The sequence below is a fragment of the Rhodococcus sp. IEGM 1307 genome (genome assembly GCF_030056915.1).
In the GTDB taxonomy this organism is placed as follows: Bacteria; Actinomycetota; Actinomycetes; order Mycobacteriales; family Mycobacteriaceae; genus Rhodococcus_F; species Rhodococcus_F opacus_D.
On sequence record NZ_JASHKW010000016.1, the window covers coordinates 98,530 to 122,949 of the forward strand.

Annotated in this window: 21 protein-coding genes and 2 pseudogenes; 8 read left to right on the forward strand and 15 right to left on the reverse strand. The window is 63.2% G+C overall.

Annotated features, from left to right (window positions below):
• Window positions 1–167 precede the first annotated feature (167 nt).
• Together QM841_RS27815 and QM841_RS27820 are read right to left on the reverse strand one after the other, a co-directional pair.
• The gene (locus tag QM841_RS27815; RefSeq protein ID WP_283334555.1) at window positions 168–1,472 is read right to left on the reverse strand and encodes an SLC13 family permease; all 1,305 of its coding nucleotides are present in this window, start codon (window positions 1,470–1,472) and stop codon (window positions 168–170) included.
• Window positions 1,469–2,185 (reverse strand): GntR family transcriptional regulator, encoded by a 717-nt coding sequence (locus QM841_RS27820; RefSeq protein ID WP_206016454.1) that lies wholly within the window; start codon window positions 2,183–2,185, stop codon window positions 1,469–1,471. The genes QM841_RS27815 and QM841_RS27820 overlap by 4 nt, the downstream gene beginning before the upstream one ends.
• A gap of 75 nt (window positions 2,186–2,260) precedes the next feature.
• On the opposite strand from QM841_RS27820, the gene QM841_RS27825 reads away from it, so the two are divergent.
• The 4 genes and pseudogenes from QM841_RS27825 (at window position 2,261) to QM841_RS27840 (ending at window position 5,498) form a co-directional block, all read left to right on the forward strand.
• The gene (locus QM841_RS27825; protein ID WP_283334556.1) at window positions 2,261–3,049 is read left to right on the forward strand and encodes an amidohydrolase family protein; all 789 of its coding nucleotides are present in this window, start codon (window positions 2,261–2,263) and stop codon (window positions 3,047–3,049) included.
• A 419-nt stretch (window positions 3,050–3,468) separates the two neighbouring features.
• A pseudogene (locus tag QM841_RS27830) lies at window positions 3,469–3,699 on the forward strand (transposase); the annotation flags it as partial.
• Between the two features lie 171 nt (window positions 3,700–3,870).
• Window positions 3,871–4,926: an IS3 family transposase gene (locus QM841_RS27835; protein ID WP_283334558.1), complete on the forward strand. Its 1,056-nt coding sequence runs from the start codon at window positions 3,871–3,873 to the stop codon at window positions 4,924–4,926.
• Window positions 4,927–4,961: 35 nt separating this feature from the next.
• On the forward strand, window positions 4,962–5,498 hold the full coding sequence (locus QM841_RS27840; RefSeq protein ID WP_283334559.1) for a hypothetical protein: 537 nt from the start codon (window positions 4,962–4,964) through the stop codon (window positions 5,496–5,498).
• An 86-nt stretch (window positions 5,499–5,584) separates the two neighbouring features.
• On the opposite strand, the gene QM841_RS27845 is transcribed toward QM841_RS27840, so the two are convergent.
• From QM841_RS27845 to QM841_RS27890, 10 genes and pseudogenes are all read right to left on the reverse strand, one after another.
• Window positions 5,585–5,914 (reverse strand): hypothetical protein, encoded by a 330-nt coding sequence (locus tag QM841_RS27845; protein WP_283334560.1) that lies wholly within the window; start codon window positions 5,912–5,914, stop codon window positions 5,585–5,587.
• Between the two features lie 16 nt (window positions 5,915–5,930).
• Window positions 5,931–6,278, reverse strand: a complete 348-nt coding sequence (locus QM841_RS27850) for a histone-like nucleoid-structuring protein Lsr2 (protein WP_283334611.1) — start codon at window positions 6,276–6,278, stop codon at window positions 5,931–5,933.
• A 146-nt stretch (window positions 6,279–6,424) separates the two neighbouring features.
• A complete protein-coding gene (locus tag QM841_RS27855) occupies window positions 6,425–6,796 on the reverse strand; it encodes a hypothetical protein (RefSeq protein WP_283334561.1) in 372 nt (123 codons plus the stop codon).
• Window positions 6,797–6,805: 9 nt separating this feature from the next.
• Window positions 6,806–8,107, reverse strand: a complete 1,302-nt coding sequence (locus tag QM841_RS27860; RefSeq protein ID WP_283334562.1) for a ribbon-helix-helix protein, CopG family — start codon at window positions 8,105–8,107, stop codon at window positions 6,806–6,808.
• Between the two features lie 276 nt (window positions 8,108–8,383).
• Window positions 8,384–8,845 carry a DinB family protein gene (locus QM841_RS27865; RefSeq protein WP_283334563.1) on the reverse strand — a complete coding sequence of 154 codons (462 nt, stop codon included), beginning with the start codon at window positions 8,843–8,845 and terminating at the stop codon, window positions 8,384–8,386.
• Between the two features lie 860 nt (window positions 8,846–9,705).
• Window positions 9,706–10,817 (reverse strand): annotated as a pseudogene (locus QM841_RS27870) (Lsr2 family DNA-binding protein).
• A 358-nt stretch (window positions 10,818–11,175) separates the two neighbouring features.
• Entirely contained in the window at window positions 11,176–12,702 is a 1,527-nt protein-coding gene (locus tag QM841_RS27875; protein ID WP_283334564.1) for an AMP-binding protein, read from the reverse strand.
• A gap of 182 nt (window positions 12,703–12,884) precedes the next feature.
• The gene (locus QM841_RS27880; protein ID WP_283334565.1) at window positions 12,885–13,772 is read right to left on the reverse strand and encodes an SMP-30/gluconolactonase/LRE family protein; all 888 of its coding nucleotides are present in this window, start codon (window positions 13,770–13,772) and stop codon (window positions 12,885–12,887) included.
• Entirely contained in the window at window positions 13,769–14,806 is a 1,038-nt protein-coding gene (locus tag QM841_RS27885) for an amidohydrolase family protein (protein WP_283334566.1), read from the reverse strand. Before QM841_RS27885 ends, QM841_RS27880 begins: the two co-directional genes overlap by 4 nt.
• Before the next feature lie 14 nt (window positions 14,807–14,820).
• The gene (locus QM841_RS27890) at window positions 14,821–16,254 is read right to left on the reverse strand and encodes an amidohydrolase family protein (RefSeq protein ID WP_283334567.1); all 1,434 of its coding nucleotides are present in this window, start codon (window positions 16,252–16,254) and stop codon (window positions 14,821–14,823) included.
• Window positions 16,255–16,581: 327 nt separating this feature from the next.
• On the opposite strand from QM841_RS27890, the gene QM841_RS27895 reads away from it, so the two are divergent.
• Window positions 16,582–17,475 (forward strand): LysR family transcriptional regulator, encoded by an 894-nt coding sequence (locus QM841_RS27895; protein WP_283334568.1) that lies wholly within the window; start codon window positions 16,582–16,584, stop codon window positions 17,473–17,475.
• 54 nt (window positions 17,476–17,529) lie between these two features.
• Here the strand turns inward: QM841_RS27895 and QM841_RS27900 are convergent, their stop codons facing one another.
• From QM841_RS27900 to QM841_RS27910, 3 genes are all read right to left on the reverse strand, one after another.
• The gene (locus QM841_RS27900) at window positions 17,530–18,495 is read right to left on the reverse strand and encodes a zinc-binding dehydrogenase (RefSeq protein WP_133988280.1); all 966 of its coding nucleotides are present in this window, start codon (window positions 18,493–18,495) and stop codon (window positions 17,530–17,532) included.
• Between the two features lie 30 nt (window positions 18,496–18,525).
• The gene (locus QM841_RS27905) at window positions 18,526–19,599 is read right to left on the reverse strand and encodes a fumarylacetoacetate hydrolase family protein (protein WP_283334569.1); all 1,074 of its coding nucleotides are present in this window, start codon (window positions 19,597–19,599) and stop codon (window positions 18,526–18,528) included.
• A gap of 201 nt (window positions 19,600–19,800) precedes the next feature.
• Window positions 19,801–20,694 carry an SDR family oxidoreductase gene (locus QM841_RS27910; protein ID WP_133988281.1) on the reverse strand — a complete coding sequence of 298 codons (894 nt, stop codon included), beginning with the start codon at window positions 20,692–20,694 and terminating at the stop codon, window positions 19,801–19,803.
• Between the two features lie 346 nt (window positions 20,695–21,040).
• On the opposite strand from QM841_RS27910, the gene QM841_RS27915 reads away from it, so the two are divergent.
• Genes QM841_RS27915 through QM841_RS27925 form a run of 3 tightly spaced genes read left to right on the forward strand, consistent with a single transcriptional unit; the run spans window position 21,041 to window position 24,000 of the window.
• Complete coding sequence (locus QM841_RS27915; RefSeq protein WP_283334570.1) at window positions 21,041–22,492, forward strand: amidohydrolase family protein; 1,452 nt, start codon at window positions 21,041–21,043, stop codon at window positions 22,490–22,492.
• Window positions 22,493–22,548: 56 nt separating this feature from the next.
• The gene (locus tag QM841_RS27920; protein WP_164060205.1) at window positions 22,549–23,061 is read left to right on the forward strand and encodes a cupin domain-containing protein; all 513 of its coding nucleotides are present in this window, start codon (window positions 22,549–22,551) and stop codon (window positions 23,059–23,061) included.
• 54 nt (window positions 23,062–23,115) lie between these two features.
• Window positions 23,116–24,000, forward strand: coding sequence for an SMP-30/gluconolactonase/LRE family protein (locus QM841_RS27925; RefSeq protein ID WP_133988284.1), 885 nt, complete (start codon window positions 23,116–23,118; stop codon window positions 23,998–24,000).
• Window positions 24,001–24,420 lie beyond the last annotated feature (420 nt).

Here is a 24,420-nt window from a genome sequence, read left to right on the forward strand (position 1 = left end):
ATCCGAATCATCACCCAGAAGACGAACAGGTCGTAGATGCCGTGCGTCATGATCGTCGGCCACAACGAGCGGGTGTAGAAGGCCAGACCCATGGTTCGGTGTACAAGACGCCGCTATTCTGGAACGGGCCTGTCGCCCTTCACGCACATGATTGGGGGCAGGTGCGGTTAGGTGGGAAGGACGAAGATCAGCCAGGCGAGTACCGGGGCGACGACGATCATCGACATTCCCCAGATCAGGAGTCCGCGGAAGGTTTTGTCGCGCAGGTGTTCTTCGGTGTTGGCGATGATCAGTGCGCCGCCGGTGGAGAAGGGGCTGGAGTCGACGGCCGAGGCCGCGACGCACAGAGCCGTGACGAATCCGACGGTGCTCACGTCTCCGGTGAGGACGAGTGGAGCGGCGAGCGGGACGAGGACGACGAACATCGCGTTCGTCGACGCGAAGGCCGAGACGATACCGGCGACGAAGAGGATGGTCAGCGCTGCGATCATCGGGGAGCCGATGGTGCTGACGGAGTGGGCGAGGTCGTCGATCACGCCGGCACCCTGGAGCACGGAGATGTAGGTGACGATGCCGCCGATCAGGAGGATGACACCCCAGCCGATCTGCTCGAACCCGCGCTTGGAGTCCTGCGGGTAGAGAGCCGCCAGCACGACTGCTGCCGAGAGGGCCAGGAAGCCGACGTCCATGGAGAATCCGAGTGCGATGACGACGATCCCCACGAGCAGGGCGATGGTCAGGATATTGGCGGTTGTCCACGTCGTCGCTTTCGTAGCCAGTGCCGTCCCACCAGCGCCCGATGGTTCGCCGGGAGTATCCGGATACGGGTCCGGTTGGCCCGTCTCGTCGTCGGCTGCACCGCGGCGAAGAAGTTCTCGGCCGCCCAGGAGGAAGAATGCTGCGGTGTTGAGAGCGAGGTTGGCGAGGAAAGTGAACAGGAAAATTGGTGCCGGCGGGATCGACACTCCGCTCTGGGCGAAGACGTTGTCGACGATATTGAAGTAGACGGAGATCGGTGAGAAACCGCCGGCGTTCGTCCCGTTGAGCACACACAGTCCAACGAGCAAGGGATTGATGCGGTAACGGTAGGCGAAGGCGAGGGCGACGGGGATCAGAATTGCGTTGGTGGCAGCACTGAGTGCGCCGGCGCCGGTGATGATGGCCGCCAACAGGAAGAAGATCCAGGGGATCAGGGCGACGCGTCCTCGCACCAGTCCCACGGCGCTGCCCACGATAGCGTCGACGGTGCCATTCGCGCGGGCGATACCGAAGAGGTACGTCACCCCGAGCAGGGTGACGAAGAGACTGCCCGGGAATCCCTCGGCGATCTCGGCTGGCCCGACGTGGAAGTAGCCCACGCCGATGACGAAGGCGGCCACCAGGGCGACGGCGCCCATGTTCAGCGAGCGCCACATCGCGATTGCGAAGATTGCGACCAGCCCCGCGACGGCGACGAGTTCGGGAGTGATCACTGAAGTTCCAATCGATAGCGGAATGCGGAGGCGACACCGTGCGAGACGCGGTACTCGATGACCTCGCCCGCGTAGGTGCGGGCCAGTCGTTCGATCCGCATCAACGCCTCCCCGGGTTCGCATCCGAGTAGCGCCGCGGTGGCAGGATCGGCCGCGTCCACGGACAGCTCCTCGCTGGCGGCCCCGACGACCAGTCCGGTGAGACGTTCGTATGCCGGGTAGAGCAAAGCCCCGATGTCGTCGATGTCGATGTCGGCGAGGGGGTCGAATTGCGGCAACGGCACCCAGATGTCTTCGACGAGGAAGGGAGTCGAGTCCCACAATCTCAGGCGCTGCAGATGCAGAACCTGCGCCGGCTTACCCAGCGCCTGCGCGACCTGGGCTGTCGGCTGTTCCGGGTCCCGGCCGAGGATGCGGGCGTTGGGCACACGGTTGTCGTCGCCGCGCGCCCGGAAGAAGCGAAAGAGCGCGTTGTCGAAGCTGGGCCGCCGGACGAATGTCCCGCGCCCCTGGCGGCGCACCAGGATGCCTTCAGCGACGAACTCACCGAGCACACGGCGCATCGTCCCCACGGAAACGTCGTACGCGGTTGCGAGCTCCGCTTCGGAAGGCAACGCCCTCTCCGGTCCCCATTCGCCGGTGCTGATCCGCCGACTCAGATCGTCTTTCAGCCGGGCGTGCAGCGGTAACCGGCTGTCGGTCTGCTGTGTCATGCCTCACAGGCTGCCATATAGACAACTAAATATCTAGTCCTTTACAGGTTTGAAGGAATCTTTTACGGTTGGCCTGTGACTCTCCGCCAGCTGTCTCCGTCCATCGACACCCACGCGCACGTCTTCCACCGCGGATTGGCGCTGTCGGACAGCAGGCGGTATACCCCGACCTACGACGCCGACACGTCCGACTACCTGGCCCAACTCGACCGCCATGGTGTCGCACGGGGTGTATTGATCCAGCCGAGTTTTCTGGGAACCGACAACAGCTATCTCCTCGGTGCGCTCGCGCAGCATCCGGAACGACTCCGGGGCGTCGTGGTCCTCGATCCCCGGGAGGATCACGATCTCGAAAAGCTGAACGCACAGGGAGTCCGGGGCATCCGGCTCAATCTCATCGGCGTCACCCCGCCGGATCTGGACAGTCGGGTCTGGCGGGCTCTGGAAAAACGGATGGGCGAACTGGGTTGGCATCTCGAGGTCCAGGCACGAGGGCGACAGTGGGACGAACTCACCGACAGCCTCACCCGGTGGTCGTCATCCGTGGTTATCGATCACCTCGGCCTACCAGCCCGCAACGACTTCCAGGCGAGGAAGACCGTGGCCACGCTGGCGGCGCTCGAACATGTCTGGGTGAAAGTCTCCGCCCCCTATCGCAGTGAAGTACCGGAACGGGCACTCGCGGAACTACTCGACACAACCGGTCCCGCGCGCATGCTCTTCGGCAGCGACTGGCCCTTCACCGGCCACGAGACCAACTGCTCCACCAGTGCACTAACGGCATGGGCCCGGAAGCAGCTCGGGGAAGCAACCTTCACCGCCACCCTTCCCGCCAACGCCCAACGTCTCCTGCAGTGGAAATAGACAGTCCCGGACCGACTCGGGTGCAGCTGAACCGGGAAGCGCGGGGTTCCGACAGGCGAGTATCGAAATCCGCTAGCAACTCGCGGATTGCACGCGTAACTCGTGGAATCCATCAGTTTCGAGAGAAATCGGAACAATGGTGTGCGGCTCGGCGCAACGCCACGACCAGCTGGAATCGACCCTTACCCTCATCCAGCGATCTGAATGAACCCGCTCACACTCCGGTAAACGCTCATCCTTCCTCGGAGACCTGTCGTCATCGCAGGTCAAACCCAATTCTGCCGAACTCGTCGCCGATTTTCAGAATCGCGACAACCACACGGCCGTCACCGCCCGTCCGTCGCCGGCTGAGCTGAGGTTCCCCCCGAAAAGTGGACACCGAGTTAGCGGGACTCCAGTCCCGCTGGAAGGATGTCCGCATGCCTCCTCGCAAGCGTCGGTCGTTCACGGCCGAGTACAAGGTCGAGGCCGCCCATCGTGTGATCGATTCCGGCCGTACCATCGCAGAAGTGGCCCGGGAGCTGGGCCTGAACGAGAGCCTGTTGGGTGAGTGGGTCAAAGTCGAACGCCGCAGGATCGCTGCCGCCGAGGTCCATGGAGAAAAACCTCTGGACACGGCCGAACGCGCCGAGTTGCTGCGACTGCGACGGCGGTGTCGCCGAGGTCGAGTCGGGTGATGGTCGGGGTGAACGGAGGCATCGAAGCCTTTCGTGTGAGTGCATGCCCTTCGACGTCGGAGACCTCGAGGCGGGTCGTGCGGATCACCAGCATATCCATGCGTACTTTGCTGCGATGCAGAAGAATCGACCCGGTTCGATCTGATGGTGAAGTACGCCGGCCCCGACGACATTGCGGCGACCGCCGGTACCACCGCACCGGAAGGTGAGCGCTTTTCGATCACGCGGATGGCGCGACTGCTGACAGTGTCCACATCTGGCTACTACCAGTACATCAAACGTAGAGCTACCACGGTGCTGACGCCGAGGCAGCATCGTCGCTCCGACCTCGAAGTCAAGATCGTCGAGATCCACAAAGATTCGAAGGGAACCTACGGGTCTCCGCGGGTCACGGCCGAGTTGCGTGCTCACGGCGAGGTGGTGAACAAGAAGACGGTGGCCAAGATCATGGCCTCGATAGGCATGGAGGGCATCAGTCCGCGCACGTTCAAGGTCAAGACGACGGTGGCCGATCCGCAGGCGTCGTTCCCGCCGGATCTGATCGAGCGGCACTTCGACCAGGGCCGACTCGATGCCGTCTGGCTCACCGACGTCACCTATCTCACCTCCGGTGAAGGTGACATGTTCTTGTGTGCAATCCGGGACGGCCATTCGCGGAAAGTGTTGGGATACAGCATTACTGATCACATCGGTGCCGAGATGGTCACGACAGCCATCGACCGCGCCGTGGCTGCGCGCGGTGGGTGGTGTCGTCAGACGATCCTGCACTCGGACCGGGGTGGGGAATACACGGCTCACCTGACCGCGGCCGCCTGTTTCCGGCACGGGTTGCGTCGGTCGATGGGTGCGACCGGGATCTGCTGGGACAACAGTCCTTCCGAATCGTTCTGGTCGACCTTCAAGCACGAGGAATACTATCGGCACGTCTTTGCGACGAAGTCTGATCTCGTTGCCGCAGTTGACAGCTGGATCATCTTCTACAACACTGTTCGCCGACACTCGGCAGTGGGAATGCAAAGCCCCGACAGCTACGAGAAGTCCACTTCGGGCGGCAGTCGCCTGAAGCAGGTAACCCCCTTGTCCACCGTTCGGGGGGGAACCTCAAGCGACACGCCCGAGCGCGTGCGGGGGTCCTTGGAGAAACCGTCACCTAGCGGATTCACTGTCTTCGCGCCAAGCACCGCGCAACTGTCCGACTGAGAAGCTCGTAACAAGAGTGAACAGGAGTGGATGAAATGCCTGAGCAGTCGTGGATCGCTGCCCAAGAACTGTACGACCAGGGATATACGGTCGATGGAGCACGTCAGCTCTTCGGGGAGCCAAGGACAGGCCCCGATGGAACCCTCGGTTGGGAAGATGATTGGATCGACCGCGCAGAAGGAAGGGCCCTCATTCCTGTACTGCCCTTCCTTATCGAACGTCTGCGCGGACATTCCGAGGTGGGAGAGGCTGCTGGCGAGCTGGTCAGGCTCTACGAGGAGCTCAATCGTCGAGTAGGAAATGATGGTGCTCCCGATCCGCTCCATCATCATGAAATCTCCGAAGATGAGCTGGTAGAGCTGGGACATGACCGCGACGCCCTCAATGCGATCTACGGGTCGCCGCACCGTTGGACACAAGAGCCTGTGGTCGAGGGCAATTCGGTTCCGTTCATTTCGCAGGAGCGAAGCCGGTTCGGGGATGGCGCGCGATTGGTCGGAAGGCGGAATCTCCGGTGGTGGCTCAAGAGTGCAGTGAGCGAAGTGGCGAACAAGCAGAGCGAGGACGCCTGACTAGAGAGCTTCCCTGTGCAATAGCCGGGCCCGGACTGCGGTCGATGGGGACGTGTCATCTCCCCAGGTGAATGAGCCAATCCGGCTTACCAGTCCGATGCGCTGGACGTGATCTCGCGGGCGCGGTGGGGCCAGTCCGGGTCGCTGACCAGAGCGGTGATGGCAGTGGCCATCTGCTCGGTGTTGCCGTCGATGCCGAGCCGGCGGAGCGTGCGGGCGATACGCGCGGGGTGGGCCGGCCACCGACCACCGGTGGTTTCGACCAGGGCAGCGAGGAGGGTGGCCGCCTCGGTGTCGCTGAGTTCCACCGGCTCACCGGTCATGCCACGTAAACCGCGGCTGCCGGTGGTCAGCCAATGCTCGCTCGCCGCTCGGCGCACCGAGGCCCGGTACCAGGGATTACGCAGCGATCGCATCAACGCTCCTTCGCGTTCAGTGGGCGTCCTGGTATGCCTGCTCCACCTCGGTGGGAATGCGCCCGTGCGAGGAGATTTCGTAGCCCTGTTGGGCCGCCCAGGCGCGGATCTCCTTGGAGTTCCCGCGCCGCCGCACCGGGGCGTCCGGGGCGACGGGGCGATCGGAACGTCGTTTGCGGCCACCGACCCGGGTGGCGTGTTCGATGAAGAATCCGATCTGCTTGTGAAACTTGCTGGCGTGCTTGTCTTTCAGATCGATTTCGTAGTCCACCCCGTTGACGGAAAAGGTGATGCTCTCCCCGTCCTCGCCGAAGACGGTTCCGTCGATGTCGTCGACGAGTTCGACAACTACCTTGCGCGCCACAGTTCCCCGATCTCTCACGTCTTCTCGATACAGCAGGCAGAACCCTACTGGCGGCGGCGGCCGATCGGGGCAACCGACCCCGGGGACGTGTCATATCCGCAGGTCACTTGCCGGTTGTACGGCGCACGAGTAGCCGGGGGCTGGTCCTATCGGGTGTGCACCCGTGTGTCCCTCAGGGGGACGAGCGCGAAGTAGATGGGCGGCGGACACAGTGCGATGGAGGGCAGGAAGGTGGGCACCTCTGGCCCCCACACGGTGATGGTGTTGATGGGATAAGTCAGATTGGTAAACGGGACGCACACCAGTTCCAATTGGTGGGTATTCACCGATCCGGGTGCACAGGTCGACATGGCACCGACCGCGAAGAACTGCATGTCGCACCCACTCGGAGCTGGGGCGGCGTGTGCGGGCGCCGCGGTCAGGGACAGGGCGGCGGCCGCGGTGGACGCGACGAGGGCGAGGCGCAGAAACGAAAGACATGGGTCCTCCGGTGGTGCGGGGCCCGACCCACCGCCCATTCTCGCAGGTCAGGTGCCGCTGCCGCGGCCTGTCCGACGAATCCGCTCACGGCGGGCATGCTTGGCGAGCAGGTGTTTCCGGTTGTTCTGGGCGCGGAACATCTCGTCGAGCATCCGGTTCTCGATGTTGTGATGGAAGCGGAGGATGCGTGTGGCCGCCAGATGCACCAACTCCTGACGGTTCGAGCCGAGCCGTTCGGCGAGGGCGTCGAGGTGCGCGAGGAGTTCGTCGTCGAGGGCGACGTCGACCCGGGCTGTGCGCGGCGGGGTGGCGACGCGGCGCGCCTGCGCCAGGGCCTCATCGGCCGACGGGTTCTCGATAAGTCTGCGAATCCCAACCCGCAGCAGCGCGGACATCCGGCGGGGACCGTACTCGTCCGCCAGCTCCTCCAGGCGGCGTTTGGTGTCCTCATCGAACCGGAAGACATGCCGTTTCCCGAACGGGTTCCCTTGCGGGCTCGGCGCCTTGCGGACAGGGGGCACGGCGGTGGCCTGGTCCGCGGTCTGCCGGCGGCGGGTGTTCCGGGCGATCAGCAGGTCCCGGTTGGCGTCGCCGCGGTAGATCTCCTCGGTTACCGCCTGATCGAGGTCCCGCGGGTTCGCCAGGAGCTGGCGGGCGGCCAGGCGCATGAGTTCGGCGCGGTCGGAGTCGAGCCGTTCGGCGAGGGCGTCGAGCTGGTCGCGCAGGTCGTCGTCGAAGTGCACATTTGTGCGCGGGCCGAGGGTTTCCGGGGTCAGGTCGCGGGCGGCGCCGATCGTGGCCAGGTCGGCGGTGAGGTCTCCGGGGTCGTCGAGGAGTCGGTGGACCGCGACCCGAATGGCCGCGGCGGTGGGGGCGTCGCCGTTGCGGCTAAGCAGCTTCTCGAGGCGGACCAGCGCGGAGCGGTTGAGGTACACGCGGGTGCGGCAGGTCAGATCGGTGCGGGCGTCTTCGCGGAGCACCGGGTGGCGGAATCGGCCCGCCGCGGTGAGAAAGCGGTGCAGAGCGACGCGGACGATCGCGCTGCGGTCGGTGTGGAACTCGTGGGCGAGTTGGTGGAGGCGAGTGCTGGTGGCGGGGTCGAGGTCGAGGGGTCGCTCCGCCCAGGGGATGCGGCGGGCGTCGGCGGAGGCGCGCCTGGCCTGGACCAGTGCCTGCGGCACCCGGTCGGGGTCGGCGAGCAGTCGCCGCGCGGCCACCCGCACCAGTGCCCCGAAGCGGCGCGGGCCGATGTCGGCGGCCAACTCCTCGAGGCGTTGTTTGGTGGTCGGGTCGAACCGGAGCGGGATCGGATCCCCCACTGGTACGCGGCCCATGTTTGTCTCGCTCATCACCGGCCATTGTTCCGGTAGGGCCGGGGACCTCGATTCGCACCCCACGGCACCGGTCGCCACCACAATCGGTCACTGCGCGCCCGGGCGAGCCGGTGGCTGCGAAATGCGGTGCGCCCCAGCACCCGGAGGGTGCGCGCTGAGGAGCGGGCGTGTGACCGATTCAGCAGAGGTTGAGCGGTGTATACGGGGGCGGGGGCGGCGGGGTGTACTGACTGACCGTTGCGTGACACCCACGCTGATCTGAATCAAAGCGCTCCAATTCGGGTCGCTCAGTCAGTGACACGTACGGCTGGCATAAAGATCGCGCAAGAGCGCGGCCTCGGCGCCATGATGGATCAGTTCGTCCGCGATGCGCAGGACAAACGACCTTCGGGTTGCCGAACCGTATGGCCCGGCGGCCGGACCGATCGCCGCGGTCAGGTCGACGGATTCGAAGGTGACGAGCTCGCGGAAGGCGGCGTACGCCAAGTCCATCGAGGCCAGGGCATCCTGCGCGCAGTCCGCGCCGCCGCTATCGACCTTTGCCTCCGGCGGCGTGACTGCGAGCCACGTCCAATTGCGTAATTGGGTCAGGACTTCAGCGATGTGAAACAACCGCCACCGAATGGTGATCTTGTCGTCCGCGTCAACCGGCCGCCACGACCACTCCCCATCGGTCAGGCCGGCCATACGGTTCCACAACCGTTCCCAAGCGTGGTCGAGCAGGTCCAGCACATCCTTGTCGGCAGTCTGCATGGTCACCACCCTGCCAGTGCGCACAGGGGACCGCTCGGCCGTAACCGCTGCCAGAAGAAACCCCTCAGGTGGGCATTGAACTAGACGCGCAGCGACCGGCCTTCGGCCTTGCTCCTGGTCGGGGATCAGGCGAACGATGATCCCATGACCACGAAGCGTTGGAGTGACCTCGATCCACGTCTTTGGCAAGCACTCCTCATTGGCGGCGCCTTCGAGACGGGCCTGAATAGCCACAGGACCATCCCACAACCGGCCCCGGCCGCCGCGCGCCGCCGAGCACGATCGCCACCACAATCGATGGATCGGTCCACGCCGACTGGAACGACGTCGCCATTGTGTACGGCCGGGATGTAAACGCGGCGAACACCACCGCCGCCACCAGCCCGACGATCAAGTGCCCACGACCCCGAAGATCCCGCTCTGTCTCCCCACCCGCCCATCGTGTCATCGGTCGCCGCTCAAAATGGCGGCAACCGCGGCCACCGGCGGTTCCCCAGAGCGAGGATCGGCGATCACCTCGGCAGTTGTCCGAGACGACCCGGCGACCCGTCAGTGTGCGCGATTGTCCCGCATGTGCCGGCGCCCGGTCACACCCACCACGGCATACAAGTTTTCCGCCGCACACCCGAAGCGCGACGCACACCACTCTCAGGCTTGCCCTGGACCGGAACTCCTGCACCCACTCCACTCCCGCGCCGGAGTCCTCACCTCAGGTGCCGCCAGGGGAACCTCGGACCCAGAGCCGGCACCACTGGCGCCGGCCAACCACCCCAGCGCATGGCCCCGAAGATCGGGATGCCCACAGGCTCATAGCCTTCGCGGCACGTAGACCGCCGAATCCATCTGGGTAGCGTGATAATTCACGCAACCGGCATATCAGCGTGAGCGTCATGGAAGGCTCGCTCGATCTCAGCCGGAATCCGGCCGCGCGAGGACACCTCCAAGCCCTCCCCGATCGCCCATTCACGAATCTCCCTGGACGTCCTCGTCGCCGAGGCCTTACTTGCTGATGCACTCTTCACCGAAGTTTCTCCGCAGGCGTCTTTTTCGCGGCGGCCTTCGTTGCCGGGGCTTTGCTCGCCGCCGACTTCTTCACCGGAGACGTCGACGCGGACGTCTTCTTCCCGGCCGCTTTCGTCGCAGAAGCTTTCCTGGCCTTCGCGGTCTTTGTCCGAACCTTCGCTGCTTGAGCGTCATGGAAGGCCCGCTCGAGATCTGCGGAAATTCGGCCGCGGGAGGACACTACGTGACCCTCTCCGATCGCCCACTCACGAATCTCCCTGGTCGTCTTCTTCGCCGGAGCCTTACTCACCGGCGCACTCGTCACCGAATACGTCTCCACAGCCTTCTTCGTCGCGGCCGTCTTCGTCGCGGATTCCTTCCTTACCGGTGTCTTCTGCGCAGCCGCCTTCTTCGTGTCCTTCTTCTCCGCCGGAGCGTTGCTCGTCGCTACCCGCTTGACCGGAGCCGCCGCCGCATTCTTCGCAGCTGTCTTCTCTGCGGCCATCTTCTTTACCGGCGCCGGTTTAGCCTGAGCCTCCTTCGCGTGAGCGTCGTGGAAGGCTTGTTCGATCTCGGCCGAAATCCGGCCGCGTAAGGACACCTCCAACCCCTCCTCGATCGCCCACTCACGGATCTCTCTGGACGACGTCTTCGCCGGAACCTTGCTCGCTGTCGCCGCGACCTGCTTTTCCGCAGACGGCTTCGCCGTGACCGGCTTCTTAACGACGGTCTTCTTTACGGTCTTCCTTACGGCCGTCTTTGTCGCGGCGTTCTTCGTCGCGGCCGTCTTCCTCACCGGCGTCGCTTTAGCCTGAGTCTTCTTCGGCTGAGCGTCGTGGAAGGCTTGCTCGATCTCGGCCGAAATCCGGCCACGTAAGGACACCTCCAGCCCCTTCCCGATCGCCCACTCACGAATCTCCCTGGTCGTTTTCTTCGCCGAACCGTCTGAACCCCTCGGTGATACCACCATGTGTCTCCTTCGTCGCCGGGCAACCGTCGACGCACACAGTAACGGCAGGCGGGCACTCCCGGTAATCAGAAAACCCAAACGAACCGCCATTTCAACGTTCCCAACCCATCGCCGATATGGGCATGCCGACACGATCTGCCTGGAGCCCCACTCGCGACGCACCCAGGCTTGAGGCAGGAAGAATGCGACTCAGTTTGGCAGTCAATAACTTTGGTAACGCATCACGATAGATCAACGTTGGGATTGCGCTATAGGGCAGGCGGTATCCGTCAGGCCAAGTTTCTCCGATTCCGGATCAGCGATTCTCGATCCGTGTGTCTATCACGTAGGAATATGCATCGCCCCGGCCCGGACGCCATCAGTTGACGGCGCGACTGCTGCCTCGCCAGTAGGGCTCGCGAAGCTTGAACTTTTGGAGCTTCCCAGTTGACGTCCGCTCTAGTGCCTGACGTAGCTCGATTTTCTTGGGGCACTTGTAACCAGCCAATCGCGTGCGGCAGTGGGCGATTAAGTCCGCCTCGGTGACGGTGGCGTCGGCGAGGACCACCAGTGCGGTCACCGCCTCCCCCCATGTAGCGTCGGGGGTGCCAATGACTGCTGCCTCGCGAACTCCCGGGTGCGAGATCAGGGCATCTTCGACCTCGATGGACGACACATTTTCACCGCCCGAGACGATGACGTCCTTCTTCCTGTCCACGATCGTCAAGTACCCGTGCTCAATCATTCCGCCATCTCCCGTGTGCATCCACCCGTCGACCTGAACACGCGCCGTTCCTTCCGGGTCGTCCCAGTAGCGGGCCAGCACATGATTGGACCGAGCCAGAATTTCGCCTTCATTGTCGATCCGCACTCGCACGCCCAGAGCCGGTGCTCCCGCGCGACTAAGAAGTTGTGCCTGTTCCATCGAGGACGAATCCCGCCATTCGCTTCGCATCCGCGACATTGTCAGGAGCGGCGACGTTTCGGTCATGCCATAGATTTGAATGAATTCCCACCCCAGCTCGTCACGGATTCTTTCGATGGTCCGTGTCGGCGGTGGTGCGCCCGCCACGACCACGCGGACGATGTCCCGTCCGGGGATAGGACCTTCCCAGTCCGCGAGCGCATCGAGAACCATGTGCATGACCGCAGGGGCAGCGCACATGAACGTCACGCCACGCTGGCGAACTCGCTCAAGGATCTCTCGGCCATCGACCTGACGAAGGATTACGTGCTTACCCCCCATGCCGGTGATCGCGTAAGGCATGCCCCAGCCGTTGCAGTGGAATGTCGCGAGCGTGTGGAGGTAAACGTCATCATCGTTGACCCCAGCCTGCCAACCGAACGTCGTGGCATTCAGCCACAGATTGCGATGAGTCAGCTCCACGCCCTTGGGTCGCGCAGTCGTGCCGGACGTGAAGTTGATGGTTGCCGTGGCGGACTCGTCTGCCACCCACTCGGTGGGCGCATCGGCGTTGGCCCAGATTTCATCGTCGTCCTCGCCAATCACGAAGACGCGCGTACCGGTCAGCTCATTGGCGAGGTGCTTGAGAGAGGGGTCCAGCATCAAGATCTCGGCACCGCTGTGATCGACGATGTACTGGACCTCTTCACTTGCGAGTCGAAAGTTGATGGGCACGAGGATTCGGCCGTATCCCGAGACGCCAAAGAACGACACGAGCAGACGGGCGCTGTTCTGCGACATGATCGCGACGCGGCCACCAACGGGTACTCCCAGCCGCTCGATGTTGGCGGCCTGTGCCCGCGCAAGCCGATCGACCTCTGTGTAGGTGAGGGTGCCCCATGACGGAGCGGGTTGGTCCGGCTCATCAACGATTGCTACCCGATCGGGATAGACGGTCACCGCCCGATCCAGAAAGTCCTTTACCGTGAGTGGAAACTCCATGGTTGCTTACTCCTTAGTTGGCTGAGGGGAGAGGGCTCCGCCATCGGGGTCATGGGGATTTCAGATGTGGTTGGCGGTGCAGTAGGCGGAACCCTGCGGAGCGATCGGCACACAGCCTGTGACAATTGGGCGCGTAGCCACCGATCGGCCCTTCACCTGGCTTCGCACCGATGTGGATGGATTCAACCGAGGGCAACGTCTACGCGCGTCGAGAAGAGTGTCGCCAAGCGGGTATCGTCTCGTTCGGCCTCGACCGGGCCGTTAAGCGAGGTCGCGAGGAAAAGAGTCCGCCCGTCGGCGCCGCCGAGGGTCACGTCGTAGATCTGACCCTCGGGCAGGTCGATCTCCTGGAGGACCTCGCCGCCTTCCCGAACCCGCAGGGCACGTCCATGGAACGCGTCAGCGACCCAGATCGCCCCTTCGGCGTCAGGCTCGGACATTCCGTCTGCCGCCATGTCGAGAAGCGGAATGACCTCATCGAGTTTGAGCGCGCCTGGCTGGTCGCCGAAGCGTGCCCAGTCCCTGCGGTCGAGCAGTGAGCCGTCGGCGTCCACGTCGAAGGCGGTCACACGGTTCATAAATGTCTCAGCCACGATCAACGTCCTGCCGTCGCACACGGCACCGTTCGGGAACCACACGTCCTCGGCGACGACCTCCGCCGACCCGTCAGGATCCACGCGCACCAGAACTGCCGGTTTCATGGGTTCGCCCGCGGCGATGTCGAAGCCGAAGCAGCCGACCCAGCATCGGCCCTGGGGATCGACGGCCATGTCGTTGATCTGACTGTTGGCGATTCCACGGAGATCGGCGTGGGTCACAATGCTTCCGTCGGACTCACGCCGCTTGATGTGCTGGTCCCGCATCGACACGGCGAGCAGGCGGCCATCGGGCAGAAAGCCGAGCCCTGACGGCTGTCCACGGATCATGGCTTCGACACGCGGGTCGGACCCGTCCTCAGCGACACTGATGACGCGCTGGGTGTAACAGTCACTCACCCAGAGTCGGCCGTCGACCCACCGAGAGCCCTCAAGGAAACATGCGTCCTCCAAAATAATGGAAAATTCGGTCATGTGCCTCTCCTAGTACTTATCAACGCTGCATCGGCCGCGGCGCCGCGCTCGGTTGTCAACCCCAGAAATTCCAACGCATTGCTCGCCATGAGGTCGCGTCTGGACGTAGTGGACAGGTCACCTGAGTTGAAGGCGCGGTCAAGGACTCGGACAGCGTCATCGAGCGGCAACAAAGGACTGTCGCTGCCCAGGAGGAGCCGGTTGGGCCCAAGCCGTCGCTCCAGCAGCGCCAGGAGTGAAGGGTCAAGAACCAGCGTGTCGGCGTACAACCGGCGAGTCAGTGTCTCCCAGTCCCCGTTCCGGACGCGGTCGTCGCCTGCTGCTGCGACGACGTGGTGCAGGCGGGGCGCCGCCCATGCGAAGGTGCCGCATCCGTGAGCGAGGGCCACACGCAAAGTCGGGTGGTTCTGGAGCACCCCGCCGAAGACCAGCGCATACGCCGCCATAGCGGTGTCGGTAATCATCCCTAGACCTGTGTCGAGCGGCGCGGCGGCTCGCCTTAGAACACGGCGTCCACCATCGACAGGATGAACGAAGACGCAGGCACCGGCCTCGTCACATGCAGCCCAAAGGTTCTGGAGTTCGGGATCGTCGAGATCCGATGACCCCATGCGTGTACCCACCATTATGCCGCGCAATCCGAGCTCGAGGCAGCGCTCCAACTCCGACAGTGGGGCGGCGGCCGCAAGACAGCCCAGGCCCCACAAGCGTCCTCCACCCGAATTGCAGGCAGCGGCTAACGAGTCGTTGAGCGCTCGCGCATAAGCCGGGTCAGCTTGCCACGCGTGCTCCATCATGACTGGGAGCGTGGAGATCACTTGATGGGATACGAGAGCGTTATCCATGATTCGAAGCCGATCGCCTACGTCCCACGCCGCCGATGTCAAAGCTCGCAGCACCGATCCGCCGCGGACGACTCGCCCGCCCGCTGGGTCCACGACGCAGAGTGGCGCAGTGCCGTCGTCCGGCAGCGGGTCAATGGAGACAAAGTGCGCGTGAATGTCGACGGCAGTGACGGGGGTCGTGTTATCCATAATGGCGAAGGCGGTCAGTCATCGAAGTCGATGCGATCGTGCGGCCAGGCGACCTGATCCAGCAGGTAGTCGCGGGACTTCTCGACTTGGCGACGAACACTTTCGATATCGACCCCAAGCAGCTGTCCCGCCCACTTTCGGATTCGCCCATTGACGATCACCGATTCGACCGAACCGATGTCGGCACCCTGCACGATGGAGGAAACCACGTTGTTGAGCGGGAAGAGTCGCACGTTGCCAGCATTCAACAACACGATGTCGGCCTTCTTGTTCGGAGTCAGAGACCCCACAACATCGGACAGTCCGGAATTGTCCGCGCCTTTCTGAGTCGCGGATCGCAGAACGTCACGAAGGGAGGCGGCTTTTGGTCCGCCTCGGTGCTCGTCAATGCGCTGCGTCATGTAGAGCGACTTCATCTCGCTGAACATGTCGATCCCGAACGTCATTGGGTTGTCGTTGCTGATCCCGGGACGCAGACCTTGATCTACCCACTCGGTGTATGGAATCTCGCCATAGCGGAACTGGGTCTCGATGCGCGGGCAGACGTTGACTTGTCCCCCGTTATCGATGATCGACCGGCGTTGATCGCGGGACATGAAGTTGGCATGATTGAACGCCTCGCGGCCGTCGAACAAGCCATCACGATAGAACTGCTCGACCGGTTGACGCTCGACGCCGCTATCGAAGGAAATCCAGACGTCCAGTTCCTTTCGCACAGCGAGGAGCTCGGTCAAATCGTCGAGTCCGACGCCGTACAGGCGCATCGTGTGGAGTTGTTCGTCACTGCTGAAGTAGGTGTCACGCAGCCGAAACGCATCACTCGGCAGCTGCTCGGCCCAAACGCCCGACCGGGGGCGTCCCAGAGCGTGCACCCCTCGCACACCTGATGCGAACATCGCCTCGACGGCAGCATCGGAGTGCTCAGGCGAGCGGGCGTTGTGCATGTTGTCGACTACTGTCGTGATGCCGCCATCGAGCGCGCTCAGCATCGAGATCAGGGTCCCGGCGTAGATGTCCTCCGGGCGATGTGCTGGAGCGAGTAGACGGTGGGCCGCGTGCATGTAGCTGCGACTCGACGTCGGAGCTCCGCTGATCGGGTCGTCGGTCGTTTGCGGAATATTCTCGGGAATGAGCCTCCCGAGTGTGCCTTCCCAGCAGTGAATGTGTGGGTCGCAGAAGCCGGGCATCACGATCCGGCCCGTGGCGTCGATAACGGTAGCTTGGGGCGCAGAGATGGAGCGGCTGATTTCGGCGATGCGGTCACCAACGATCAGCACGTCGCCAGTCGCGAAGTCGCCGACAGTATCGTCCATCGACAAGATGGTTCCACCCTGCAGCAGGATCTGCTGCTCGGGATCGGTACCCCGAGCGGTCGACGAGTGCTGGTCGAGGAGCGATGGGAGACTCCGGATCGCCCGGGTGGTACCGCGGGTTACGTCAGCCGTCATGAAAGATGTGGTCCTCTCGGTGTGGCTGCGGTGAGACGGTCGCCCGGGGCATCGGAACCACGCCATCTGCCGCGCTTAACAGCTTCGAAACCTACTAGCGTGGCCCGGGTCACGCTAATGCCGTTTTCGTATGTTCGGCATTCTTCGGGTGTATGGCTGGAGGATTCGCTTTTGCTGAATTTCCGGGGACAATCTAATGTGCGTCGAGCGTGGCGGATCCTCATGAGGTCATGGCCGATCGAACGCAAGCACATATATTTTAGGGAGATCGGTGGCCAGCTTGCGCTTTCCAATCAACGTCGTTGAACTCCGAGCAGATTGCCGACCATGGAAATAAGACAGTTTGAGTACTTCGCGGCGATCGTCCGCGAGGGTGGCATCAGTCGCGCGGCGCGCCGGCTCCACATCAGCCAGCCAGCGCTGAGCAAGCAGATCCAGGCCCTCGAACATGAGCTGGGCGTCGAGCTTCTCATCCGGGTTCCCGAGGGGGTGAGGCCGACTGACGCGGGAAGGCGCCTCAGCGAGATGTCGGACTACCTTCTGAGGTATATCGATGAGATCGGCCCATCGGTCCGCGAAGCGGTCACCGATCTGAGAGGCGTCGTCAATGTCGGTATCTCACCGTCCCTCATGCCAGAGCTCGCGCAGATCCTCACGGTTGGCTTTGCGCGAATTCATCCCGCGCTTGAACTTCACCTGACCGAGGGACTGCCGATGTTCCTGTGTGAGTGGCTGGACATGGGCCGTCTCGACGTCGGAATCTTCACTCGGTGGGCGCCTGATGTGGACATGCCACGGTTGGAGTTTGAGGACCTCGCCCTGGACGAACTCTTGTTCGTCGGCGCCCCGGGGTCATTCGAGCCAGGCCTCAAGTTCATCGACTCAGCTAATCTCCGGTCGATTCCGCTCGCGCTGACTCCCGGGTTCCGGAATCTGGTGAGGATGGTCGTCGAGGGTGACACCGAGCAGACGCTGGGGATCGAGATCGATTCACTCCACATGATGAGAACCCTCGTCCTGCGAGGTGAATACTGCTCCGCCTTGCCATACACCTACGTCCGGGACGACCTTGAGAAGGGCGCGCTGCACGGGGTCTCGTTTCAGCCCGCTGTGCATCGAGAACTCGTCGCCGCGACTCGCGCCGGTCGCCGGAAAACGGGCGCGGTCGACGCGGTCATCGAGTCGGTTCGTGCTCGACTCACGGAACTGGCGGACAGGTGACGGCGATGCTGCTCAGTCGCCGGTCGTCGGCCGCCGCGGGGCGGTGCCGCCTCGTTAGAGGGTCAGAACGATCTTACCGGCGGTGTCGCCCGCAAGTATGGTCCGAAACGCCTGCTCGGCATCCTTGAGAGGTACCTCTGCTGCGATGCGGGGACGCGCCCCCGTGCCCTCGCAGAACGCAAGGAGGCCCTCGAGTTCGGACCGTGTACCCATGGTCGAGCCGACGATCCGGTGCTGCAGATAAAAGATGCGATGAAGTTCAGCCGCCTCGGGATCTCCGGTCGTAGCACCACAAGTCACAATGACGCCGCCGGGCTTGAGGGCCTTGATCGAGTGAGCCCACGTCGCCTTGCCGACACTGTCGAAAACACCGTCGACCCGAGCGGGAAGGCGTGCGCCCGGCTCGAAGACTTCGTTCGCGCCGAGGGAGGACGCCAGCGCACGCTTTTCCTCGGTGCGACCCGTGACCCAGACCTTGAACCCCGACTTGGATGCCAGTTGAATGAGCGCCGTGGCCACGCCGCCCGAGGCGCCTTGAACGAGAATCGTAGCGCCGGGTCGTAGGCCTGATCGCGTGAAGAGCATCCGATAGGCCGTCAGCCACGCGACACCCATGCACGCCGCCTCCGCGTAGGTTAGCAGGGGCGGCTTGGGCAGCACGTTGCCGCTAGGTACGACCACGCGTTCAGCGAAGGTTCCTTGATACTGCTCCGAGAGGCAGCTGCGGCGCGGATCGAGTGTCTCGTCGTCATGCCACCCGGGCGAGGAGACGACGGAATGGATCACGACCTCACTGCCGTCATCGAGTGTCCCTGCGCCATCCATTCCGAGGATCATGGGGAACTGATCGGGCCTGATTCCGACGCCTTGCAGGGTGAAGATGTCATGCATGTTGACGCTCGCTGCGCGCACGTTGACGGCAACGTGGCCGTCCGGCACTTCGGGTGCCGGCCGGTCGTCGAGTCGGAGAGCCGCCAAGGGGTCGTCGGGGCTTGGATGGGCGGCGAAGACGGATCGCATCGTGTGGTCCTACTCAGTCGGCGGGTTCAGTCAGCGCAGCGGGAGGAGATGTGCTCCCGCGACAACTCGATTGGAGACCTCGCCCAATCCCGAGACCGTCAGGGTGACAACGTCGTCGATCTGCAGCGAGGGATGTGCGTCGTACCCCTGGCGACCCCACAGTTCGGCCAGGCAACCCATGCCGCAAGTGCCCGAGCCGAGAACGTCGCCAGGGACGACCGCCGTGCCACGGCTGGCGTACGCGACAAGTTCAGGGAAGGTCCATGCCATGTTGGAGAGCACGTCCGTCCCGAGGACCTCGCCATTGATACGTGCCTCCATCGTCAGGCTGTATGAGTCTCCTGATCTATAGGGCTCGAGTTCATCCTTGGTGACAAGGGACGGTCCGAGAGTGATCGCGGTGTCCTTGCCCTTGGCCGGCCCAAGTCCGATGCGCATCTCTTGAAACTGAATGTCACGAGCAGACCAATCGTTCATGATCGTGAATCCGACGACGTGGTCCTCAGCCTCGGCGACGCTGAGATTGTGCCCCGCCCTGCCTATGACCGCGGCGACCTCGAGCTCCAGGTCGAACAGCTCGCATCCAGGCGGCATGGGCACGTCATCCCGCGGGCCGACGACGGCGTGGGGGTTTGAGAAGTAGAAAGTCGGGATCTGATACCACATGTCATCAGGCTTGGATCCGATGCCCGCAAGCTTGACTGTGCCTTCCGTGTGGCTCTCGAACGTCACAAAATCGCGAATACTTCTCGGCTCGGGAATTGGCGAACGCAGAACCGTCTCAAGTGTTTCGAGCACCAAGAATGGATTTGCAAGTGCCTGCTCGCCGGACTCGCGCAGCCTGCTCCCGTCGTCGCCGAGAAGGCTGATCAGGGAAATACCCGGCGACAGCGTGAAGATGCCGTCTGATTCGATGACTCCCACCAGGTCGCCGTGCTCGGAAGTCTTACAGGTCACGAATCGCATGCGGTCCCCATTTTCGTTGGTGTGGCCTGGCGACGGTTCACCGTGACGTGCAGCCAGGCCAAGGAATTTGGAAGAATCAGAAGTCTGTAAAATTTGGTAGCACAGCGAGGCGGGGACATCCGTGGCGAGATTTTCCATGCGCCAAGAGATCGAGTGGAGTGTTGATGGTTATGACTCCGCGTGCGCTTCGGCGATGGGCCCCGAGCTTGGACAGACGGAACGCTGATGGGCGAGCCGATAGCATGTGGAGGTCCGAGAATTTCGAAGTCGAGATTCTCGGCCCCATTGGCGCACGAGCCGTGGCGACGCCAGGATTCTGACCGGTCGCTTCGTTAGCGATCAGTCGGTGTAGGCGCCGCTGGCAATGTCCTGCAACAGGCTTGGCCCTGAGGGCTCCCAGCCGAATCTTGTACGCGTCCAAGCGCTGGACGCTACCGCACTCAAGGTAAAGAAGTGCCCCACGGCACCGAAATGATCAGTTGCTCGTTCCGCGGGAATCGACGACACGGAGACACCCAGCTTGGTCGCCACGGCATCGGCAAGATCCCGCATCGCGACGTTCTCCGCCGTCCCATGCAACACCTCGCCCGCCACCGGCTTCTCGATCGCTAGCCGGAAGAGCGTAGCCGCATCAGATCGGTGGACTGCAGGCCATGTCTGGGTGCCGTCGCCGACGTAGGCCGCGGTGCCGCGATCGCGCGCAGTCTGCACATAGGTGGTGATGAACCCCCAATCGGAAGTGCCGTGGACAGTTGGGGCGAGCCTGACGACTGAGCTCATGACTCCGTGAGTCTCGGCAAACTGCTTGGACAGACGCTCGGCGCGGTCCCGCGGCGGCAGCCAGTCGTAGGCCTCGTGCACGTCCACTTCGGTGACCTCGCGGTCTCGAGGAAGGCCAAGAATCCCGGACGCCCCGACGATCGGCCTGCTGGTACCGGCGTACTCCTCGGCGAACGCCGATAGCGCCGCCCGGTCGACCTCCCCTGCGGAGCTCATTTGGGAGAAGTCATGATTGTAGGCAAGATGCACCACCGCATCACTCGCTTGCGCGCCTTCTCGAAGGCTGCTGATGTCGCCGAGGTCGCCTCGATGGGCTTCAGCCCCAAGACCCCGCAACGTGTCACTTGCCTCCTCGGATCGCGCGAGTCCCAGGACAGTGTGACCGGCGGCCACGAGCTCAGGAATCAGAGCCGAACCGATGTAGCCCGTTCCTCCCGTGACGAATACGCGCATGACGTCAACTCCTCGTATTGGACCTAGACCTTTGTTGCTTCGTCACGTTACGGGCTATCAAAACCTTCACGCCAACACCGAATGCTTATGCCCGGCATGCGCTCAGCGACTGACAAGACGGCCCGACGCAACTCGCCGAGGGCGTACACGATCTCCGCGGCCGAATTTCCCACGATCGCAGGTTGAGTTCGGCATTCAATTCGCGTATATCGGGCATGCCGAAACTGCATTAGCCAGTCGGTCGGACCGTTGTTACGTTCGAACACGTGCTCGGAAGCCGTGCCATGGAAGCACCCATCCTGGCGGCTCGAACGCTCGAACGTTCTGGACCGGAAGGACCTCAACCATGAAGACATTCATGGACCCCATCTACCCCGACGCTGAGTTCTCGCAGCAGCGCCTTGAGCGACTGTTGGAGCGGCACACGTCCGACAGATTCACGGCGGATCCCAAGGAACGGATCCTGCTGAAGGGCGGTTCCATACTGTCGATGGACAGTCACGTGGGCGACTACCCGGTGGGCGACGTCCTGATCGAGGGGGCCAGGATCGCCGAGATCGGCCCGTCGATTTCGGAAGCCGGTGCGACTGTCATCGACGCCCGCAACCGTATCGTCATGCCGGGATTCTGCGATCCACACATTCACTGTTGGGAAGGTGCGCTCGGCCGGATTATCCCAGAGAATGTGCCGCAGCTCACGACTAACCCTGTCGCTGCCGTCCACGGCGCCCCGACGTCGAGCCGCAGTTACATGCACGCAGCCCACCAGCTTTTCGGACCAGCATGCCGGCCAGAAGACATCTACGCCGGAACGTTGATTACGCTTCTGACGGCTCTTGAGGGTGGCATCACCACCGTCGTCGACAACATGCACAATGCCCGGTCTCCGGAGCACTCCGATGCTGGCATCGAGGCGATGGTCGCGGCTGGCGGCCGGGGCGTTCACGCGGTCGGCTCGCCTCGCTACGGTGACTGGGCCGGGCAGTTGCCGCGTGACGCATTCCGCCTTCGTGACACGTTCTTCTCTAGCGACGACTCGCTCCAAACCATGCGCCTTTTCACGACAGGCTTCGACGACAACACCGCGTTGTTCGCCCTGCGCAAGGATCTCGATGTCTGGATTTCGTTCGACAGTGGGATCGAGAGCCAGCCAGTTGAGGAGTTTTACGCCAGCGGATGGCTTGATGGCCGTGAGGCGATCAATCATGCCAACTTCTTGTCGTCAAGCCAACGACAGGCGGTAATCGATGGCGGTGGCCAGGTGAATGTCTGTCCTCGGATCGAGACCCAATTCCGCTATGGGGAGATCCCGTACACCGAGTGGGCTGAGCAAGGCCTTCGCCCCGGTCTGAGCAACGACAATCCGATGACATTCGGTATCGACATGTTCAACGAGATGCGCGCGCTGTACCTACTTCAGCGTGTCGAGGAACACCGCGGTGGGCCCAAGTCGGTGTCCCTGCGCGGTGTCATCGAGTCTGCAACTCAAAAGGGTGCCGACAATTGCGGACTTTCGAGCGTCGTCGGCTCACTCACGCCAGGAAAGAAGGCCGACATCATCCTGCTCGACGTCGGCGGCCTGCCGCTGTTCCCGCGCAACAATGTGCTCTCGTCGGTCGTTCAGGGCGCGGGCATTGGTTCAGTCGACACGGTCCTCGTCAACGGACGGATCCGAAAGTGGGCTGGGAAGCTGCTGGGAGTCGACATGGCACGCGTCCAGCACGTTGTCGAGGAGTCGCACGCGTACCTGCTGCGCACGGTCGGATGGCCGCACGACGCCATCGACTTCGACGATTGACGACGCGCAACCAAAGACCAACCAATCAACCAACGATGCATGCCGGAGGACACACCATGCCGTTCAGCTTCAGACGTGTCGTGACAGGACACGACACCGAGGGCAAGGCCATCATTAAGTCGGACCGCGTGGTCAATGCCGAACCGCGGCTTCCAGGATACGACGCCAGCGTGGTGTGGTGCTCCAGTCAATTTCCGCCCAGCAACGATGAAGAAGACTTCGATGACGGCGCTCCGGGGCCCGCGGGCAGCCGGGTCCTGTTTCGGACCGCCGAGTTCGACCCAGGCTTCAGCGTGCCCAGCATGCACCGGACGGAGACCCAGGATGTCGCAGTGGTCATCTCGGGCCAACTCGATCTCGTGCTGGATGGCGGCGAGGTCGTCGAAAGCCTCCAGGCGGGCGACTTCCTCATTCAGCGCGGAACCATGCACGAATGGGTGCCGCGAGGGAGCAAGCCCGTCCGTGTCTTATACGTGCTGATGGATGCGCCGCCGGCCCGAGTGGGCGACTTGGTCCTCCGCGATGACTTGACATCGCTGGACGGGGCAATTAGCCCCATGCCCAACTGACCTGGCGCCACACCCTCGGCTCAACCACGGTTCTACGATGCAAGGAATGTACGCATGCGAGAGTTTTCAACTGTCTTGGGTGACGCCAGCTTCCTGGAGGGTTCGCGCTGGTTGGGCGACCGCATCTGGGTAAGCGATTGCTACACGCAACGGGTCCTGAGTGTGAGGGAGGACGGCACCGATCCACGGGTAGAGGCATTGGTGCCCGGCAACCCATCGGGGCTGGGAATGCTTCCCGACGGTCGACTCCTGGTCGCTTCGATGCAAGATCAGCTCATCCTCAGGCGAGAGCACGACGGGACGCTCGTCACCCATGCAGACCTCAGCGGGTACGCGAGGTGGCAGATCAACGATATGGCGGTGGATCCACAGGGTCGATGCTGGGTAGGGTGCTTCGGATTCGACGTCACCAACTCCGCATCAATGGAGCCTGCGGTCATCGTTCGCGTCGATCCGGACGGAACTGTCGAGGTCGTCGCTGATGACGTCTGGTGCCCCAACGGCTCGGTCTGCGACGGAAACAGCCTGGTCGTCGCCGAGTTCTTCGGCAACTGCCTCACAGCCTTCGACGTCGGATCGGATGGATCGCTGGGCAACCGACGGAAATGGTCCCACTTTGGCGACATGCCGGCAAGCCGCGACGCGAGCGAAGTCGCCGCGTACGTGTCGGTGACCCCCGACGGGATCGCCGAGAAAGATATTGAGGGAGCAATCTGGGTCGCTGATCCTTTCCATCAACGGGCTCTGCGGGTCGGTGAGGGCGGCACCGTGTACGACGAGATCACTGTCAAGGACGGCCAGGTGTTCGACGTCACTCTCGGCGGGTCGGACGGGCACACCTTGTTTCTCGCCGTGTCCCCGAGCTTCTTAGAACGCGAACGGGCCAACACGCGCGACTCGACATTGCGTTCGACTCGCGTCCAGGTGCCATTGGCGTGAATTCGGAGCGCTACTCCGCCGATCGCCCTTGCCCTCGGTGTCGGGGTCTCCGGGTCGACTGCCGCATCTCGATGGAACATCCCTGCCGACACCACAGTGAGAATTAGGGTCGAAGGACTACCTGCCGACAGGTTGTCTGTGACCGATTACGTGGCGGATGTCCCCGGCCTCGCGCAAGGGCAGCGACGGTCGGAATCGACGGGCGTAGGTCGCCAGTGCAATCTTCGCGAACACTTCGGAGAGCAGGCGGGCGTTTCCCGATGGCACCACCGACTTCTCATGACCAACAATCGCCCCGTTTCGTCAATAGTCGTTCGGTTGCGCACCAGAACGAGGTTCGCGGCGAACTCTGGGGCTTGACCTGACGCGAAGCCGAGCACTGCGGAAGGTGGAGCAGGCCGAAGAGCAGCGTGCCCTCGA